Below are 15,701 nucleotides of genomic sequence, written 5' to 3'. Positions count from 1 at the left end.
ACACCGCGGCGGCCCACCCGGGAGGAATTCCTCCCGGGTGGGCCGCCGCGGTGTGAGGAGCGGGGGCTCAGGTGGTCTCGGTCCCCGAGCCGTCGGGGCTCCCCGAACCGTCAGGACTGCCCGAACCGTCAGGACTGCCCGAGCTGCCCGAGCCACCGGACCCGCCGCCCGGCATCCCCGGGAGGCCGGGGATGGGCGGGATCTTGCCCTTGAAGTCGGCGATGCCCTTGACGATGGTGTCCATCAGGGCGACGTCCGGCGCCTTGTCGGCGATGTCGAAGCCGAAGCGCACCGCGACCAGCGCCTTGCCGTCGGTGGACGGGAAGACCACGGTCTGCACGTAGCCGTTGTTGCCCTTGGCCGCGTCCACCTTCCAGCGGACCAGGTAGCCGTCCTGCCCGTTGACCTTCACGGCCTCGGACTTGAGCTCCTGGTGCCCGGTGCTGTCCCTGTACGACTCCTTGGCGACCTTCTCGATGTCCGCCTTGGCCGCCGCCTGGGCGTCGGTGCCGCCGCCGTCGATCCGGCCGGTGGTCACCCCGCCGAGGGTGCACGAGCTGGTGCCGTCCGCGCACTTGTACGGTCCGATGATGATCTCGGCGTAGCCGTCCGGGGTCTGGTCGGCCTGCCAGCCGGAGGGGACCGGCAGGGTGAGCTTGTTCACCAGGTCGACCGCCTTCCCGGCGCCCGGCTTGGACTTCCCGCCGCCGTTTCCGCCACCACCCTTGCCGCCGTTGCCGCCGCCGAGGCCCGGGAGGCCGTCGAACGGCCCCGCGTCGCCGTTCGGCGCGGGCAGCTGCCGGGCGCTGGGCTGGGTGCGGTCCTTGTCGTGGCCGTCCATCGCGAGGTAGGTGATCCCCGAGCCGGCGCCCAGCCCGAGCAGGGCCGCGACGGCGGTCGCCGCCACCAGCTTGGAGGGCTTGCGCCAGGCCTTGCGCGGCGACTTGGCGGGCTCGCCGTAGGAGCCGTAGGCGGCACCGAAGGGCGGCGGCTCCGGGTAGCGGACCGTCGGGCCGCTGTCCAGGACCTCGCCCTCCAGCACCGTGGGCTGCTCCGCCGCTCCCGGCTCCGGAGCCGCGGCGGCCGGGCGCTCCGGCTGCGGGGCGTCCGAGGGTGCGGGCCGGGTGTCGGCCGTCCAGCCCTGCCCGTCCCACCAGCGCTGCGGCCTCGGGTGGCTGGTGGTGTCCTTCGGATCCGGGTACCACCCGGCTGGAATCTGCTCGCTCACACCACAGAATCTAAGGGCAGCCGGATAAACGCGAAATCAGCGCAGCCGCGAATTGCCGCGGTTTTCGATGAGATTACGGTGAGAAGCCGCCGACGGCCCACCGGCGGCCCACCGACGGCCTAGAGCGGGGTGACGTACGCCCCGGAGATGCCGCCGTCCACCAGGAACTCGCTCGCGGTGATGAACGAGGAGTCGTCGCTGGCCAGGAAGGCCACCGCGGCGGCGATCTCCTCGGCCCGGGCGAAGCGGCCGAGCGGGATGTGCACCAGCCGGCGGGCCGCCCGCTCCGGGTCCTCGGCGAACAGCTCGCGCAGCAGAGGGGTGTCCACCGGCCCGGGCGACAGCGCGTTCACCCGGATCCCCTCCCGGGCGAACTGCACGCCCAGCTCTCGGGACATCGCCAGCACCCCGCCCTTGGAGGCGGTGTACGAGATCTGCGAGGTGGCCGCGCCCATCCGGGCCACGAAGCTGGCGGTGTTGATGATCGAGCCCCGCCCGTGCCGGCGCATGTACGGCAGCGCGGCCTTGCAGCACAGGTAGACCGAGGTCAGGTTGACCTCCTGGACCTTGCGCCAGGCGTCCAGGCCGGTGGTCAGGATGGAGTCGTCCTCCGGCGGCGAGATGCCCGCGTTGTTGAAGGCGACGTCCACACTGCCGCAGGTCTCGTACGCCTCGTCGAACAGCGCCTCGACCATGTACGGGTCGGTGACGTCGGTGTGCACGAACAGCCCGCCGACCTCCTTGGCGGCCGCCCGGCCGGTCTCCTCGTCCAGGTCCGCGCAGACCACCTTGGCGCCCTCGGAGGCGAGCCGGCGGGCGGCGGCCAGACCGATCCCGCTGCCCGCCCCGGTGACCACGGCGGTGCGGCCGACCAGGCGGCGGCAGACGATGTCGTTGTCGCTCATCGGGCTCCTACTCCTCGCTTTGACATCCTCCCCCGGCTGAAGCCGGGAGATTCCAACACCGGTAGGGTGTTGAGGTTCACGGGCACTCGACCGCTGGCGCGGTGTTGCCCCTCCGGTACCGGAAGATGCCTTCCGGGGCCTTACGGCCTGTCCTACCGCGACGTTGGTTGCTGCGTTGGTGTCCGCGTTGCAGGTAAAACCGCAGGATACGCATGCGAAGTCGGCTTGGCTCTTGCGCGACTTCTTCTCGATCCCGCGACACACCGTCATCCTATTGGCACGCAATGGCCGGCTGGATCGAGTTCACGTTGCGCACCCCCGACAACCTGCACGCCCAGCCCGCCGATCAGGCGACCACCGACCGCCGGTCCCTCAACTCTGAGTTGCCACACCTGCTTGAAGCCGCTCCGTTGCCGGCCTCCCAGCGGGCGTTGCCCACGGTGTGGCCGGCCTCGCGCACCTCCAGGGCGGCCAGTTCGGGGAGGTGCACCTCGACCTGGTCGGCGAACCGGCGCAGCAGCCGGGCGCGTTCACCGGGCGCCAGCACCGCCCAGCCCGCCTGGGCCTTCACCGCCCGCTGGACGGCCGCGTCCAGCTGCTCGGCGGTGGCGTCCGGGACGGTGGCGAGCACCTCGCCGGTGGCGGGGTTTCGGACGGTGCTCCTGGTCGGCTCGGTGCCGCCGGTCGGCTCGGTCACGGCTCACATCCGTTCGAAGGATCGGTAGCGCTCCCAGTCGGTGACGGCCCCGTCGTAGGCGGCCTGCTCGACCCGGGCCATGTTCAGGTAGTGCTCGACCACGTCGTCGCCGAAGGCCGACCGGGCCAGCTCGCTCTCCGACCACAACTCGGCCGCCTCGCGCAGCGATCCTGGCACCCGGGCGTACTCCTCCACCGCGTAGGCGTTGCCCAGGCAGGGCGCGGGCAGGTCGAGCTTGCGCTGCAGGCCGTACAGGCCGGCGGCGATCATGCCGGCCACCGCGAGGTACGGGTTGACGTCGCCGCCGGGCACCCGGTTCTCCATCCGCAGCCCCGGGCCGTGGCCGACCACCCGGTAGGCGCAGGTGCGGTTGTCCCGGCCCCAGGCGACGGCGGTCGGGGCGAAGGAGCCGGGGCGGTAGCGCTTGTAGGAGTTGATGTTCGGCGCGTACAGCAGGCTGAACTCGCGCAGCGCGAGGAGCTGTCCGGCCAGGAAGTGCCGCATGGTGTCGGTCATCCGGCCGTCGCGGTCGGCGAAGGCGGGGGCGCCCACCGCGTCGCGCAGCGACAGGTGGATGTGGCAGCTGTTGCCCTCGCGCTCGTCGTACTTGGCCATGAAGGTGAGCGCGCAGCCCTGTTGGGCGGCGATCTCCTTGGCGCCGGTCTTGTAGACGCTGTGCTGGTCGCAGGTGGTGAGGGCGTCGGTGTAGCGGAAGGCGATCTCGTGCTGGCCGAGGTTGCACTCGCCCTTCGCGGACTCGACGGTCAGTCCGGCGCCCGCCATCTCGTTGCGGATCCGGGACAGCAGCGGCTCGATCCGGGCGGTGCCCAGCATCGAGTAGTCCACGTTGTACAGGTTCGCCGGGGTCAGGCCGCGGTAGCCACCCAGCCAGGCCTGCTCGTAGGTGTCGCGGAACACCAGGAACTCCAGCTCGGTGCCGATGTCGGCGGCCAGGCCGTACTCGGCGAGCCGCGCGATCTGGCGGCGCAGCAGCTGGCGCGGGGCGGCGTCCACCGGGTGGCCGCCGTGCCGGGCCAGGTCGGCGGTGACCTGGGCGGTGCCGGGCTGCCACGGGGTCAGCCGCAGGGTGCCGAGGTCGGGGCGCATCGCGAAGTCGCCGTAGCCGGTGGCCCAGGAGGAGAAGGCGTAACCGTCCACGGTGTTCAGGTCCACGTCCACGGCCAGCAAGTAGTCGCAGGCCTCGGCGCCCTTCTCGGCGACCTCGTCGAGGAAGAACCGGGCGGCGAAGCGCTTGCCCTGCAGCCGACCCTGCATGTCGGTGAACGAGAGCGCCACGGTGTGCACCTCGCCGGCGTCCACCAGGGTGCGCAGCTCGTCCAAGGTCAGCGGCGGCCGGGGCGGCGAGCCCGCGGCGGCGTTCTCGGGCATGGCGGAACCCTCCCCGTCGATCACTCTTTGAGTTCAAGCGGTCACAGCGAACCGTACGGCCTGCGGCTCGTGGGGCGGAAGAGGGCGGACGGGTGTGGCGCGCCGATATACGTGCTTGACGAGGGATCAGCCGGTACGGGAGGAGAATGCGCGCCATGGATCGCAGGCCTTTGATCGGCGTCAGCACCTACCTGGTGGAGGCGAGTTGGAGCGACTGGCGGGGCCGCCGGGTCGCCCTGGTGCCCGAGCGGTACACCGCGTACGTCCGGAACTCCGGCGGGATCGCCGTCCTCCTGCCGCCCGACGCCCCCGAACGCGCCCCCGAGGTGCTCGCCCGGCTGGACGGCCTGGTCATCGCCGGCGGGCCGGACATCGACCCGGCGTACTACGGCGAGCCGGCGCACCCGTTGACGGAGGTCGACTCGCCGGAGCGGGACGCCTGGGAGGTCGCGCTGCTGCGGGGTGCCCTGGCGGCGGGGATGCCGGTGCTCGGGATCTGCCGGGGGATGCAGGTGCTGAACGTGGTCTGCGGCGGGACGCTGGTGCAGCACCTGCCGGACGTGGTCGCGGTGGACGTGCACGGCGGATCGCCCGGGGTCTACGGCGCCCACGTGGTGCGGCCGGTACCGGGGACGCTGCTCGGCGGGCTGCTGCCGGAGAGCGAGCTGGAGGTCCCCACCTTCCACCACCAGGCCGTCGACCGCCTGGGAGCGGGCCTGCGGGTGAGCGCGCTCGCCCCGGACGGCACGGTCGAGGCCGTGGAGGGCCCGGGCTTCACGGTCGGCGTCCAGTGGCACCCGGAACAGGGCGACGACCTCCGCGTGATGCAGGCCCTCGTCCGCGCGGCCACGGCGGCGGCCCTGGACGCGGTGGCCCTGGGCTGAACCCATGGGAAGAGGGGGCGGGGGCGGGGGAAGGCAGCGTCACGGGGCGGCCGGGGTGGGGGCCGCAGAGCGGAGGTGCTCGGCGGCCGCGAGGAGGACGGGGAGAATCCGCGTGGCGTGGGCGGCGTAGCCGTGGGGCGAGGGGTGGATGCCGTCGGGGCCGAGGAGGCGGTCGGCCTGGTCGCGGAACTCGGGGCCGGAGGTGGGGGCGAGGTGGGCGCCGGTGCGGGTGGGTGGTGCGGGAACCACTCGCGGGACGCCACGAGATGGCGGTTCATCAATTCTTCGGCCGTCGATTCGAGTTCGGAGAGCCAGCGGGAGGAGTCCGCGGTAGCGATCTTCACGGGCCGTGATCGTCGCGGACCGGCGCACGGCCGCGCAAGCTCGCCTCACCCGTTCAGGTCCCCCCCGGATCACGGCCCTGACCTGGGCCTATGCCACCGGCGACCCGATCACGGGCCGGGCCGACGCGAGGCACTTGAACGGCAACGACAACGGTCACCAGTACAGCCTTTGGATCTTTGTCGATTCTGCGGTTCACTTCGAGTGCGGGGCGATCGCACCCCGTCACCATCCACCCGTGCGTCCAGAGAGGACTTCGATGGCCGGCCACGAGCATTCCCACGATGATCATGCGCATGACCACCAGCACTCCCAGGGCCACACGCATGGACACGGGCACGGGGGCCACGGCGGCCACTCGCACGGCGTCTCCGCCGACGCCGACCGCCGCTGGCTGGTCAGCGCCCTCGCCCTGATCGTCGTCTTCATGGCCGGCGAGGTCGTGGTGGGCTTCGCCGCCCAGTCGCTGGCCCTGATCTCCGACGCGGCGCACATGCTCACCGACGCCGCCTCGATCGTGCTGGCCCTGGTCGCGATGCGGCTCGCCGCCCGCCCGGCCCGCGGCGGCTACACCTACGGGCTCAAGCGCGCCGAGATCCTCTCCGCGCAGGCCAACGGCGTGACGCTGCTGGTGCTGTCGGCCTGGCTGGGCTACGAGGCGATCACCCGACTGATCGAGCCGCCCGAGGTCACCGGCTCGCTGGTGCTGATCACCGCGCTGATCGGGATCGTGGTCAACCTGGCCGCCACCTGGTGCATGTCGAAGGCCAACCGCAGCTCGCTGAACGTCGAGGGCGCCTTCCAACACGTCCTCACCGACCTGTACGCCTTCATCGCCACCGCCGTCGCCGGTGTGATCATGCTGACCACCAGCTTCGTCCGAGCCGACGCGATCGCCTCGCTGATCGTGGTCGCGCTGATGCTCAAGGCCGGCATCGGGCTGGTCCGCGACTCCGGACGGATCTTCCTGGAGGCCGCCCCCGCCGGGATCGACCCGGACACGGTGGCCGACCGACTGGTCGCCGAGCCGCTGGTCGAGGAGATCCACGACCTGCACATCTGGGAGATCACCTCCAACCAGCCGGCCCTGTCCGCCCACATCCTGGTCACCCCCGGCGGCGACTGCCACGCCGTCCGGCGCTCGCTGCAGCGCCGGCTGGCCGAGGAGTACGGCATCACCCACAGCACCCTCCAGGTCGACCACGTCGGCGAGGACGAGGCGGGCGCGCTGCTCCAGATCGCCGCCCCGGGCGATTCGGCCGCCGAACACTGCGCCGACGCGCACGGCCCGGTGCACCGCGCTGGACCGCACGAGCACTGAGAAGTCGGCCCCGTACGGCATGATCTGACTCGTGACCGCACCGCGACTGATGCTGCTCGACTCCGCCAGCCTGTACTTCCGGGCCTACTTCGGCGTACCGGACACCCTGCGCTCCCCGCAGGGTGAGCCGGTCAACGCCGTCCGCGGCCTGCTGGACTTCATCGCCCGGCTGGTCCACGACCACCGCCCCGACGAACTCGTCGCCTGCATGGACGCCGACTGGCGCCCCCGGTGGCGGGTCGACCTCGTCCCCTCGTACAAGACCCACCGGGTGGCCGAGGCCGCCGAGGACGGCGAGGAGGAGGTGCCCGACACGCTGGCCCCCCAGGTCCCGGTGATCGAGCAGGTGCTCGACGCCCTGGGCATCGCCCGGGTCGGTTCCCCCGGCTACGAGGCCGACGACGTGATCGGCACCCTCACCGCCCGCGCCAAGGGCCCGGTGCAGATCGTCACCGGCGACCGCGACCTCTTCCAGCTGGTGGACGACGCCCGGCGGATCACCGTGCTCTACCCGGTCAAGGGCATGGGCAACCTGCAGGTCACCGACGACGCACTGCTGCTGGAGAAGTACGGCGTCCGCGGCGCCCAGTACGCCGACATGGCGGCCCTGCGCGGCGACCCGTCGGACGGCCTGCCCGGCGTCAAGGGCATCGGCGAGAAGACCGCCGCCCAGCTGATCAACGAGTACGGCGACCTCGCCGCCATCCGCGCCGCGGCGCTGGACGTGGGTTCCAAGCTCACCCCGGCCCGCCGCCGCAACATCGTCGAGGGCGCCGCCTACCTCGACGTCGCCCCCACCGTGGTCCGGGTGGCTGAGGACGCCCCGCTGCCCGACTTCGACCCCACCCTCCCCACCGAGCCGCTCGACCCGATGACCTTGGAACACCTCTCCGCCCGCTGGGGCCTGGGCACCTCCCTCGACCGCGTCCTGGAGGCCCTGGCCGCGCGCTGAGCAACGCAGCAGGGGCCCGCACGAGCGATCTCGTGCGGGCCCCTGCTGCTCGTACTAACCCACCGAGGAGTAGGCGATGATGCCGCGGCGCAGGCCGTCGACGGCCTTGCGGGCGGTCTTGCGCAGTTCGGCGTCCTCGCCGGCCGCGTCCTGGATCTGGCCGAGGACGTCGATCAGCTGCTTGGTCCAGCGGACGAAGTCGCCGGCCGGCATGTCGGCGTCGCGCAGGACCTGGTCGAGGTTGTGGCCGAGCGCCCAGCGGTAGGCGGCCCAGGCGAAGCCGAGGTCGGGCTCGCGCTGGCCGACGCCCTCGGCGGTGTTGATCCTGTGCTGCTCCTCCAGGGCGTCCAGGTGGCCCCAGATCCGGACCATCTTGCCGAGCGCCTCCTTGGCCGCGCCCTCCGGCACCCGGGGGGCGCCGGCATCGTCGGACTGGCGCGCCTCGTACACCAACGCCGAGGCGCAGGCTGCGAGTTCGGCGGCGGCCAGGCCGCTCCAGACGCCCTCGCGGATGCACTCGGAGGCGAGCAGGTCGAGTTCGCCGTAGAGCCGGCCGAGCCGCTTGCCGTCGTCGGTGACGGTGTCGCCCCGCAGGTAGCCGAGGTCGGTGAGCAGCCCGCAGACCCGGTCGAAGGTCCGGGCGATGGTGTGGGTGCGGGAGCGCATCCGGCGTTCCAGCAGCTCGGTGTCGCGGTGCAGCCGGTGGTAGCGCTCGGCCCAGCGGGCGTGGTCCTCGCGGTCGGAGCAGCCGTGGCAGGGGTGCTGGCGCAGTTCGGCGCGCAGCCGCGTGATCTCTGGGTCGTCGGCGGCGGCCGCGCGGCCGCGCCGGAACCGCTCGGGCTCCAGGTGGCCGGCCTTGGTGCGCAGCGCGGAGGCCAGGTCGCGCCGGGACTGCGGGCTGCGCGGGTTGAAGGACTTGGGGATGCGCAGGCGCTCGATCGCGGCGACCGGGTGCGGGAAGTCGATCATCGCGAGCCGCTTGACCTGCCGCTCGGCGGTGAGCACCACCGGGCGCGGGCCGTCCTGGAAGTCGGGGTGGCGCGGGCCGCCCCGGCCGGAGCGGTTGACCGGCGGCAGGCCCGGGTCGAGGACCAGCGCGAGGCCGGCGAACTTGCCGGCGGGCACGTGGATGACGTCGCCCGGCTTGAGCTGCTCGATGGACTCGATGGCGGCCGCGCGGCGCTGGCTGGTGCCCTCGCGGGCCAGCTCGTTCTCGCGGTCCTTGAGTCGGCGGCGCAGCTCCATGTACTCGTCGAAGTCGCCGAGGTGGCAGGTCATCGACTCGCGGTAGCCGTCCAGGCCCTCCTCGTTGCGCTGCACCTGGCGGGCGATGCCGACCACCGAGCGGTCGGCCTGGAACTGGGCGAAGGAGGTCTCCAACAGTTCGCGGGAGCGGTGCCGGCCGAACTGGGAGACCAGGTTGACGGCCATGTTGTAGCTCGGCCGGAACGAGGACTTGAGCGGGTAGGTGCGGGTGCCCGCCAGGCCGGCCAGCGCCTCCGGGTCGAGGCCGCGCTGCCAGAGCACCACGGCGTGGCCCTCGACGTCGATGCCGCGCCGACCGGCCCGGCCGGTGAGCTGGGTGTACTCGCCGGGGGTGATGTCGGCGTGGGTCTCGCCGTTCCACTTGACGAGCTTCTCCATGACCACCGAGCGGGCGGGCATGTTGATGCCGAGCGCCAGGGTCTCGGTCGCGAAGACGGCCTTGACCAGGCCCTTCACGAAGAGCTCCTCGACGACCTCCTTGAACCGCGGCAGCATCCCGGCGTGGTGGGCGGCGATGCCGCGCTCCAGCCCGTCCAACCACTCGAAGTAGCCGAGGACGTGCAGGTCCTCGTCGGGGATGTCGGCGCAGCGCTCCTCGACGATGGCGCGGACCTGGGCGCGCTCGGAGTCCTTGTTGAGGCGCAGGCCGGAGCTGAGGCACTGCTGGACGGCGGCCTCGCAGCCGGCCCGGCTGAAGATGAAGGTGATCGCGGGCAGCAGGCCCTCGGCGTCGAGCCGGTCGATGACGTCGACCCGGCCCGGGGTCCAGACCTTGCCGGGACGGCCGTTGGGCATCGAGCGGCCCCGGCCGCGGCCGAAGCGGTCGCGCGGGTTGCGGTCCAGTTCGGAGCGGGCGAGCCGGACCAGCTCGGGGTTGACGGCCTTGCCGGGGTTCTTGAGGTTGTTCTTGGGGCGGCCGTCCCGGTCCGGGTTGGCGAACAGGTCGTACATCCGGTTGCCGGCCATCACGTGCTGCCACAGCGGCACCGGGCGGGTCTCGGAGACGATCACCTTGGTGCCGCCGCGGACGGTGTCCAGCCAGTCGCCGAACTCCTCGGCGTTGGAGACGGTCGCGGAGAGCGAGACGAGGGTGACCGACTCGGGGAGGTGGATGATGACCTCCTCCCAGACGGCGCCGCGGAAGCGGTCGGCGAGGTAGTGCACCTCGTCCATGACGACGTAGCCGAGGCCGTCGAGCGTGCTGGAGCCCGCGTAGAGCATGTTGCGCAGCACCTCGGTGGTCATGACCACCACGGGGGCATCGCCGTTGACGCTGTTGTCGCCGGTGAGCAGGCCGACCTTGGCGGCGCCGTAGCGCTTGACCAGGTCGCCGTACTTCTGGTTGGACAGCGCCTTGATCGGCGTGGTGTAGAAGCACTTGCGGCCCGACTGGAGGGCCAGGTGCACGGCGAACTCGCCGACGATCGTCTTCCCGGAGCCGGTGGGGGCGGCGACCAGGACGCCCGACCCGGCCTCCAGCGTCTCGCAGGCCTCCAACTGGAAGTCGTCCAGCGGGAAGTCGTACAGCTGCTGGAAGCCGTACAGGGCGGTGGCCTGCTCCTTGGCCCGGCGACGGCTGGCCGCGTACGCCTCGGCGGGGCTGAGCTCCTGGACTTCCTGGGGCTCTGGATCGGGGGTGTTCATCGCCGTCCGGGTGTGGTTGGTGTGATCTCGCATCTCAGCGAGAGGTTACCCGGGAGGAGTGACATCGATAGCACCGTTTTCCGCGCCAGGAGATCACTCCTCTCTCAAATCCATAGTTGCAAATATCTTCAAGTGATCTGAATGCGGCCAGGTTCGAACGTCTCCGGTCATTCCCGGTGGAGTCCGGCGGTTACTCCCTACCTTCGTCGTCACAGCCACCAACTCACGGGAGGACAGCCACGATGGCGAACCTGGAGACGTCCCTCAAAGAGGCCATGGGCATCGCTGGCGCGATCGGCGTCGCCCTGGTCGACTACGGCAGCGGCATGGCCCTCGGCAGCCTCGGCGACGGCGGCGAGCTCGACCTCAACGTCGCCGCGGCCGGGAACACCGACGTGGTCCGCGCCAAGATGCGGGCCATGGAGATGCTCAACCTCCACGACAACGAGATCGAGGACATCCTGATCACGCTGACCCACCAGTACCACATGGTCCGGCCGATCACGACGCCCAGCGGCCGCGGCCTGTTCCTCTTCCTCGCGCTCAACCGCCAGCACTCCAACCTCGCGATGGCCCGCCACCAGCTCAAGCGGATCGAACTCTCGCTGGAGATCTGAGCCCACCGACAGCAGGGAAGGGGGGCCTCGTGACGGTAGCGCTCTACCAGGCCAAGGCCGAGTTCTTCCGGATGCTCGGCCATCCCGTCCGGATCCGGGTGCTGGAGCTGCTCCAGGACGGACCGACGCCCGTCCGCGGCCTGCTCGCCGAGCTGGAGGTCGAGCCCTCCAGCCTGTCTCAGCAGCTCGCGGTGCTGCGCCGGTCGGGCATCGTCACCGCCACCCGGGAGGGCAGCACGGTGGTCTACGCGCTGGCCGGCGGCGACGTCGCCGATCTCTTGCGAGCGGCCCGGCGGATCCTCACCGGGCTGCTCGCCGACCGGAACATGCTGCTCGCCGAGCTGCAGGAGGCCGGCGACCAGCCGTTCCCCGAGACGGTCGGCGGCCCCGCGCAGCGACCGGCCACTCCTCGAACCGCCCGAACTGTTCCTTGAGCTACTCCTTGAGCAGCTCCGCCAGCGCGTCCGCGAGCCGCTCGTACTCCGCCGCCCGGTTGTACAACTGGGCGCTGACCCGCAACAGCCCGCCGTCGGGCCCCGGCCGGACGGCGACCCGGATGCCGTGCCGCCGCCACAACTCGGCCAGCAGCGCCCGGACCTCCGTCTCGGTGCCGAACCGGCCCTCCGGCAGCCGCACGGCGCGCATCCACACCTCGGGCGACGCGGGCAGCGGCCGCAGGCCCGCCCGCTCGACCAGCACCTGCCGACCGTAGGCGGCGAGGGCCGAGTTGTGCGCGGCCACCGCCTCCCAGCCGAGCCCGCGCAGCAGCTCGAAGCCGGCCGGGGCCGCCAGCCAGGGCGTGTAGTCGCAGGTGCCGCGCCACTCGACGTTGGCCGGGAAGCCCCGGTGGTGCTCCCAGGACAGCACGAGCGGACGGACCCGGGCCGTCCACTCGGGGCGGACGGCGAGCACGCCGGTGGCGCGCGGGGCGAACGCCCACTTGTGCAGGTTTCCGAACCAGAAGTCTGCGTTCGGGTCGATCGGGGCGGGCAGCATGCCGGGCGCGTGGGCGCCGTCCACCACCGTGGTCACCCCGCGCTCGCGCAGCTCGGCGAGGAGCTTCGGGGCGGCCACGGTACGGGCGGTGAGCGAGGTGATCCGGTCCAGGACGGCCACCGTGGTGCGGCCGTCCACGGCGGCGAGCACCGCCTCCCGTACGGCCTCCTCGTCCGGGGCGTCCAGCGGGACCTCGGCCACCACCAGCTCGGCGCCGGTCTCGGCGGCCTTGCGGGCGACGGCCTGGTTGACCGCGCCGTAGCCGTGGTCGGTGACCAGGATCCGGTCGCCGGGGGCGAACGGGATGCTGTCCAGGGCGATCGCGACCGCCTCGGTGACGTTGGCGACCAGCGCCAGCCGGTCCGGGTCGGTGGCCAGCTCGGCGGCGATCCGCACCCGGGCCTCGGCGATCCGGTCCGGCAGGTCGGCGAAGAAGCCGTCCGGATCCAGCTCGTGTTCGGCCCGCAGCCGCTCCTGCACCTGCTGCACCGGGACGGGCACGGCGCCGTACGAACCGTGGTTCAGGTGCGCGTCCCCCGGCGAGACGCTGAAGAGGCCCTCGGCGGCGGGCAGCGGGGCCGGGGGCTCGGCGGTGCTCAGGTCGTCAACCACGGTGGTTCTCCCCAGTCATGATGTGTGACATTGCATAGGCCAGCCTACGACCGAACTCACCCTCCCACGAGCGTCTTTGAGGTGATCCGTTGAGTCCGCCCCGGCAGGACTGGGACACTCCGCACAACCGCCGCCCCACCGGGCGGCTCGGCGAGACGGGGAGAGCTCGGATGAGGATCGAAAGACCCGGCCCGGTCGGCCAGCGGCAGTGGACCCCGCTGACGGCCACCAACGCGGGACTCGCCTTCGGACTGGAGCTCGCCATGCTGGCGGCGGCCTGCTACTGGGGGTTCAAGACCGGCTCCAACCTGGCCACCCGGCTGCTGCTGGGACTCGGTGCGCCGGCTCTGGCGGCCACCGTCTGGGGGCTGTTCCTGGCGGCGGGCGGGCCGAAGTTCCGCCAGCCGCTGGGCGTGGAGATCGCGCTCAAGGTGCTGGTCCTGGAAACGGCGGCGCTCGCGCTGCACGCCTCCGGCCGGAGCACCCTGGCGGTGGTCTACGCGGTGCTGGTGGTGGTCAGCGTGGCCTTGGAGTACACCGCGAACTGACGTCATCGGCGCACGGAGAGGCCCCGGATCCCCCCGACGAAAAGGGATCCGGGGCCGGTCGGTGGCGGGCCCGCCGGAAAGGGGCCGGTCTTCGTCCGCCCGCTACCGCACCCGGCGGGCGGTGAGCGCGGCCGCGGCCACCCCGAGCACGGCGATCGCGGCGATCCCGAAGTACAGCGCGACGCCCCCGGCCAGGATCGACGCGACGGCGGCGAACCGGCAGGAGAACAGTTCGCGTCGGCCTCCGGAGGCGCCTTCGGACGGCGGCTCCGTAGCGTAACTTGCCTGCCCAGCACGGACCGTGGCGTTCTCTACGACGGAATTCCCGATCACGTCCGGTACGCTATTACTTCAACAGAACTTGAGGTCAAGGAGGGGCCGTGGGCGAGAGAACCGAGGCGAGCGCATGAGCACGGCACCGGTGGACCTGCTGAGCGTCGGCGAGGTGGCCCGGCGGGCCGGGATCGCCACCTCGGCGGTGCGCTTCTACGAGGACCAGGGGCTGATCTCCTCCGAGCGCTCGGCCGGGAACCAGCGCCGCTACCGGCGGCACGTGCTGCGCCGGATCTCGCTGATCCTGGTCGCCAAGCGGCTCGGCATCCCGCTCGCCGAGGTCGCCGAGGTCTTCACCGGCCTGCCCGAGGACCGGATGCCCGGCAAGCACGACTGGGAGCGGATCTCCCGGCGCTGGGCCGAGCAGCTGCGCGCCCGCCGGACGGAGCTGGAGCGGCTGGAGGACGAGCTGACCGGCTGCATCGGCTGTGGCTGCGTGTCGCTGCGCCGCTGCCGGGTGCTCAATCCGGGCGACGAACTCGCCACCGAGGGCCCCGGCCCGCGCCTGCTGCTACCGAACGACGAGAACTAGTACTCCAGTGTGACTTCGCGATCATGTCGGTCTCCCGGTCTACCCTGGCTGACCATGGGCTACGACGTGCACATCACTCGGCGCGAGAACTGGTGGGATGAAGAGGGCCAGGACATCAGCACGGCGGAATGGGAAGCCGTGGTCGCTGCCGCCCCTGGCCTCGTGATGGCCCCGATGTGGTGGACCGCCGGCCGGATCGTGTCCAAGAACCCGAGCGATGCGGTGATCGCGACGATGCGCCAGGTGGCGAAGGCCTTGGAGGCGAGGGTTCAGGGCGACGACGGCGAGTACTACGACGCCTGACACGTGCGGCCACCGCGAGATGATCAAGGGTTGTGTCGACACTTGAAGATCGTGCGGTGGCCGCGGGCCATAGCGTAGACCCTGCCCGATGGCGGGCGTTGTTCGACCAGGCCATGGCCCGGATCGCGGGCCTGTTCGGGCGGGTGGAACCCCGCGCCACCGCCCGCGCCTATCTGCTCGGGTTGCTGTCCGGCACCGAGCGCAAGAACTGCTGGCAGCTCGCGGAGCACGCCGGACATGCCCGTCCCGGGCCGATGCAGCGGCTGCTGCGGACTGCCCGCTGGGATGTGGCCGCGGTGCGCGACGAGGTCCGCCGCTACGTCCTGGACCACCTCGGTACCGGTGACGGTGTTCTGGTCGTGGACGAGACCGGATTCCTGAAGAAGGGCCACGGTTCGGCAGGCGTCCAGCGGCAGTACACCGGAACCGCCGGAAGGATCGAGAACAGCCAGGTCGGCGTCTTCCTCGCCTACGCCTCCAGCAAGGGCCGAGCGTTGATCGACCGTCGGCTCTATCTGCCCGAACACACCTGGTGCCAGGACGCTGAACGACGCCGCAAGGCCGGAGTGCCCGACGACGTCGGCTTCACGACCAAACCCCGCCTCGCCCTGCAGATGATCGCGGCGGCGCTGGACGCCGGAATCAGCACGTCATGGGTGACCGGCGACGAGGCCTACGGCCAGGACCCCGGCCTGCGGGCCGGACTGGAGGCCCGCGAGGTCGGCTACGTGCTGGCGGTCTCCTGCGCGACCAGGGTGCGGATCAACCAGGGACGCACCGCGATCCGCACGGACGAGGTCGCCGATCGCCTGCCCGGCTCCGCCTGGCAGCGGCAGAGCGCCGGTCCCGGGGCGAAAGGGCCCCGCTACTACGACTGGGCCTGGGTGCACATCGGCACTGACGACCACCGCCACCTGCTGATCCGCCGCAACCCCACGACCGGCGAACTCGCCTTCTATCTGTGCTGGTCACCACGAATCGTGCCGCTGTCCGAGCTCGTGCGCGTCGCCGGCATCCGCTGGTGCATTGAGGAGTGTTTCGTGCGACACGAGGCTGCTTGAGCTGAGTGAACTCACCGATGAGGAGGTTCCGTTGAGGAAGGTGTAGTTCCAGGCCAGTGTCCATGGCCTGT

The 15,701-nt window shown here is 71.6% G+C and carries 16 protein-coding genes and 2 pseudogenes; 9 read left to right on the top strand and 9 right to left on the bottom strand.

Annotated features, from left to right (window positions below; genetic code table 11):
* Positions 1–67: 67 nt before the first annotated feature.
* The 5 genes and pseudogenes from ACFQ87_RS19545 to ACFQ87_RS19525 all read right to left on the bottom strand — a co-directional run bounded on the left by ACFQ87_RS19545 (position 68) and on the right by ACFQ87_RS19525 (position 4,219).
* Complete coding sequence (locus tag ACFQ87_RS19545; RefSeq protein WP_380612024.1) at positions 68–1,228, bottom strand: DUF2510 domain-containing protein; 1,161 nt, start codon at positions 1,226–1,228, stop codon at positions 68–70.
* Positions 1,229–1,347: 119 nt separating this feature from the next.
* The gene (locus tag ACFQ87_RS19540; RefSeq protein ID WP_380612104.1) at positions 1,348–2,133 is read right to left on the bottom strand and encodes a 3-oxoacyl-ACP reductase; all 786 of its coding nucleotides are present in this window, start codon (positions 2,131–2,133) and stop codon (positions 1,348–1,350) included.
* Positions 2,134–2,301: 168 nt separating this feature from the next.
* A pseudogene (locus ACFQ87_RS19535) lies at positions 2,302–2,403 on the bottom strand (zinc ribbon domain-containing protein); the annotation flags it as partial.
* Between the two features lie 139 nt (positions 2,404–2,542).
* Positions 2,543–2,830 (bottom strand): annotated as a pseudogene (locus ACFQ87_RS19530) (aldehyde dehydrogenase family protein); the annotation flags it as partial.
* Positions 2,831–2,833: 3 nt separating this feature from the next.
* Complete coding sequence (locus ACFQ87_RS19525) at positions 2,834–4,219, bottom strand: glutamine synthetase family protein (protein ID WP_380612023.1); 1,386 nt, start codon at positions 4,217–4,219, stop codon at positions 2,834–2,836.
* A gap of 155 nt (positions 4,220–4,374) precedes the next feature.
* On the opposite strand from ACFQ87_RS19525, the gene ACFQ87_RS19520 reads away from it, so the two are divergent.
* On the top strand, positions 4,375–5,103 hold the full coding sequence (locus tag ACFQ87_RS19520; RefSeq protein ID WP_380612022.1) for a gamma-glutamyl-gamma-aminobutyrate hydrolase family protein: 729 nt from the start codon (positions 4,375–4,377) through the stop codon (positions 5,101–5,103).
* Between the two features lie 39 nt (positions 5,104–5,142).
* On the opposite strand, the gene ACFQ87_RS19515 is transcribed toward ACFQ87_RS19520, so the two are convergent.
* Complete coding sequence (locus tag ACFQ87_RS19515; RefSeq protein WP_380612021.1) at positions 5,143–5,352, bottom strand: hypothetical protein; 210 nt, start codon at positions 5,350–5,352, stop codon at positions 5,143–5,145.
* 352 nt (positions 5,353–5,704) lie between these two features.
* On the opposite strand from ACFQ87_RS19515, the gene ACFQ87_RS19510 reads away from it, so the two are divergent.
* Positions 5,705–6,766, top strand: a complete 1,062-nt coding sequence (locus tag ACFQ87_RS19510) for a cation diffusion facilitator family transporter (protein ID WP_380612020.1) — start codon at positions 5,705–5,707, stop codon at positions 6,764–6,766.
* Positions 6,767–6,815: 49 nt separating this feature from the next.
* Positions 6,816–7,718 (top strand): 5'-3' exonuclease H3TH domain-containing protein, encoded by a 903-nt coding sequence (locus ACFQ87_RS19505; RefSeq protein WP_380612103.1) that lies wholly within the window; start codon positions 6,816–6,818, stop codon positions 7,716–7,718.
* A gap of 54 nt (positions 7,719–7,772) precedes the next feature.
* On the opposite strand, the gene ACFQ87_RS19500 is transcribed toward ACFQ87_RS19505, so the two are convergent.
* Positions 7,773–10,628, bottom strand: a complete 2,856-nt coding sequence (locus tag ACFQ87_RS19500) for a DEAD/DEAH box helicase (protein ID WP_380612102.1) — start codon at positions 10,626–10,628, stop codon at positions 7,773–7,775.
* Between the two features lie 242 nt (positions 10,629–10,870).
* On the opposite strand from ACFQ87_RS19500, the gene ACFQ87_RS19495 reads away from it, so the two are divergent.
* Positions 10,871–11,245, top strand: coding sequence for a hypothetical protein (locus tag ACFQ87_RS19495; RefSeq protein WP_380612019.1), 375 nt, complete (start codon positions 10,871–10,873; stop codon positions 11,243–11,245).
* A gap of 29 nt (positions 11,246–11,274) precedes the next feature.
* Positions 11,275–11,679 (top strand): ArsR/SmtB family transcription factor, encoded by a 405-nt coding sequence (locus ACFQ87_RS19490; protein WP_380612018.1) that lies wholly within the window; start codon positions 11,275–11,277, stop codon positions 11,677–11,679.
* Between the two features lies 1 nt (position 11,680).
* Here ACFQ87_RS19490 and ACFQ87_RS19485 read toward each other — a convergent pair whose 3' ends face one another.
* A complete protein-coding gene (locus ACFQ87_RS19485) occupies positions 11,681–12,853 on the bottom strand; it encodes an aminotransferase class V-fold PLP-dependent enzyme (protein WP_380612017.1) in 1,173 nt (390 codons plus the stop codon).
* Positions 12,854–13,023: 170 nt separating this feature from the next.
* Here ACFQ87_RS19485 and ACFQ87_RS19480 point away from each other — a divergent pair, with 170 nt between their 5' ends.
* The gene (locus tag ACFQ87_RS19480) at positions 13,024–13,401 is read left to right on the top strand and encodes a YrdB family protein (RefSeq protein WP_380612016.1); all 378 of its coding nucleotides are present in this window, start codon (positions 13,024–13,026) and stop codon (positions 13,399–13,401) included.
* Positions 13,402–13,503: 102 nt separating this feature from the next.
* On the opposite strand, the gene ACFQ87_RS19475 is transcribed toward ACFQ87_RS19480, so the two are convergent.
* Positions 13,504–13,734 carry a hypothetical protein gene (locus tag ACFQ87_RS19475; RefSeq protein WP_380612015.1) on the bottom strand — a complete coding sequence of 77 codons (231 nt, stop codon included), beginning with the start codon at positions 13,732–13,734 and terminating at the stop codon, positions 13,504–13,506.
* A 73-nt stretch (positions 13,735–13,807) separates the two neighbouring features.
* On the opposite strand from ACFQ87_RS19475, the gene soxR reads away from it, so the two are divergent.
* From soxR to ACFQ87_RS19460, 3 genes are all read left to right on the top strand, one after another.
* Complete coding sequence (soxR, locus tag ACFQ87_RS19470; protein WP_380612014.1) at positions 13,808–14,266, top strand: redox-sensitive transcriptional activator SoxR; 459 nt, start codon at positions 13,808–13,810, stop codon at positions 14,264–14,266.
* Between the two features lie 54 nt (positions 14,267–14,320).
* Positions 14,321–14,569, top strand: a complete 249-nt coding sequence (locus ACFQ87_RS19465; protein WP_380612013.1) for a hypothetical protein — start codon at positions 14,321–14,323, stop codon at positions 14,567–14,569.
* Between the two features lie 113 nt (positions 14,570–14,682).
* Positions 14,683–15,630, top strand: a complete 948-nt coding sequence (locus tag ACFQ87_RS19460; RefSeq protein ID WP_380612012.1) for an IS701 family transposase — start codon at positions 14,683–14,685, stop codon at positions 15,628–15,630.
* The last annotated feature ends 71 nt before the right edge of the window (positions 15,631–15,701 follow it).

Origin of the sequence: Kitasatospora sp. NPDC056531 (assembly GCF_042794375.1) — a bacterium.
Taxonomy (GTDB): domain Bacteria; phylum Actinomycetota; class Actinomycetes; order Streptomycetales; family Streptomycetaceae; genus Kitasatospora.
Note: the sequence above shows the minus strand (reverse complement) of the source record. Positions and strands in the feature narration are given on the sequence as shown.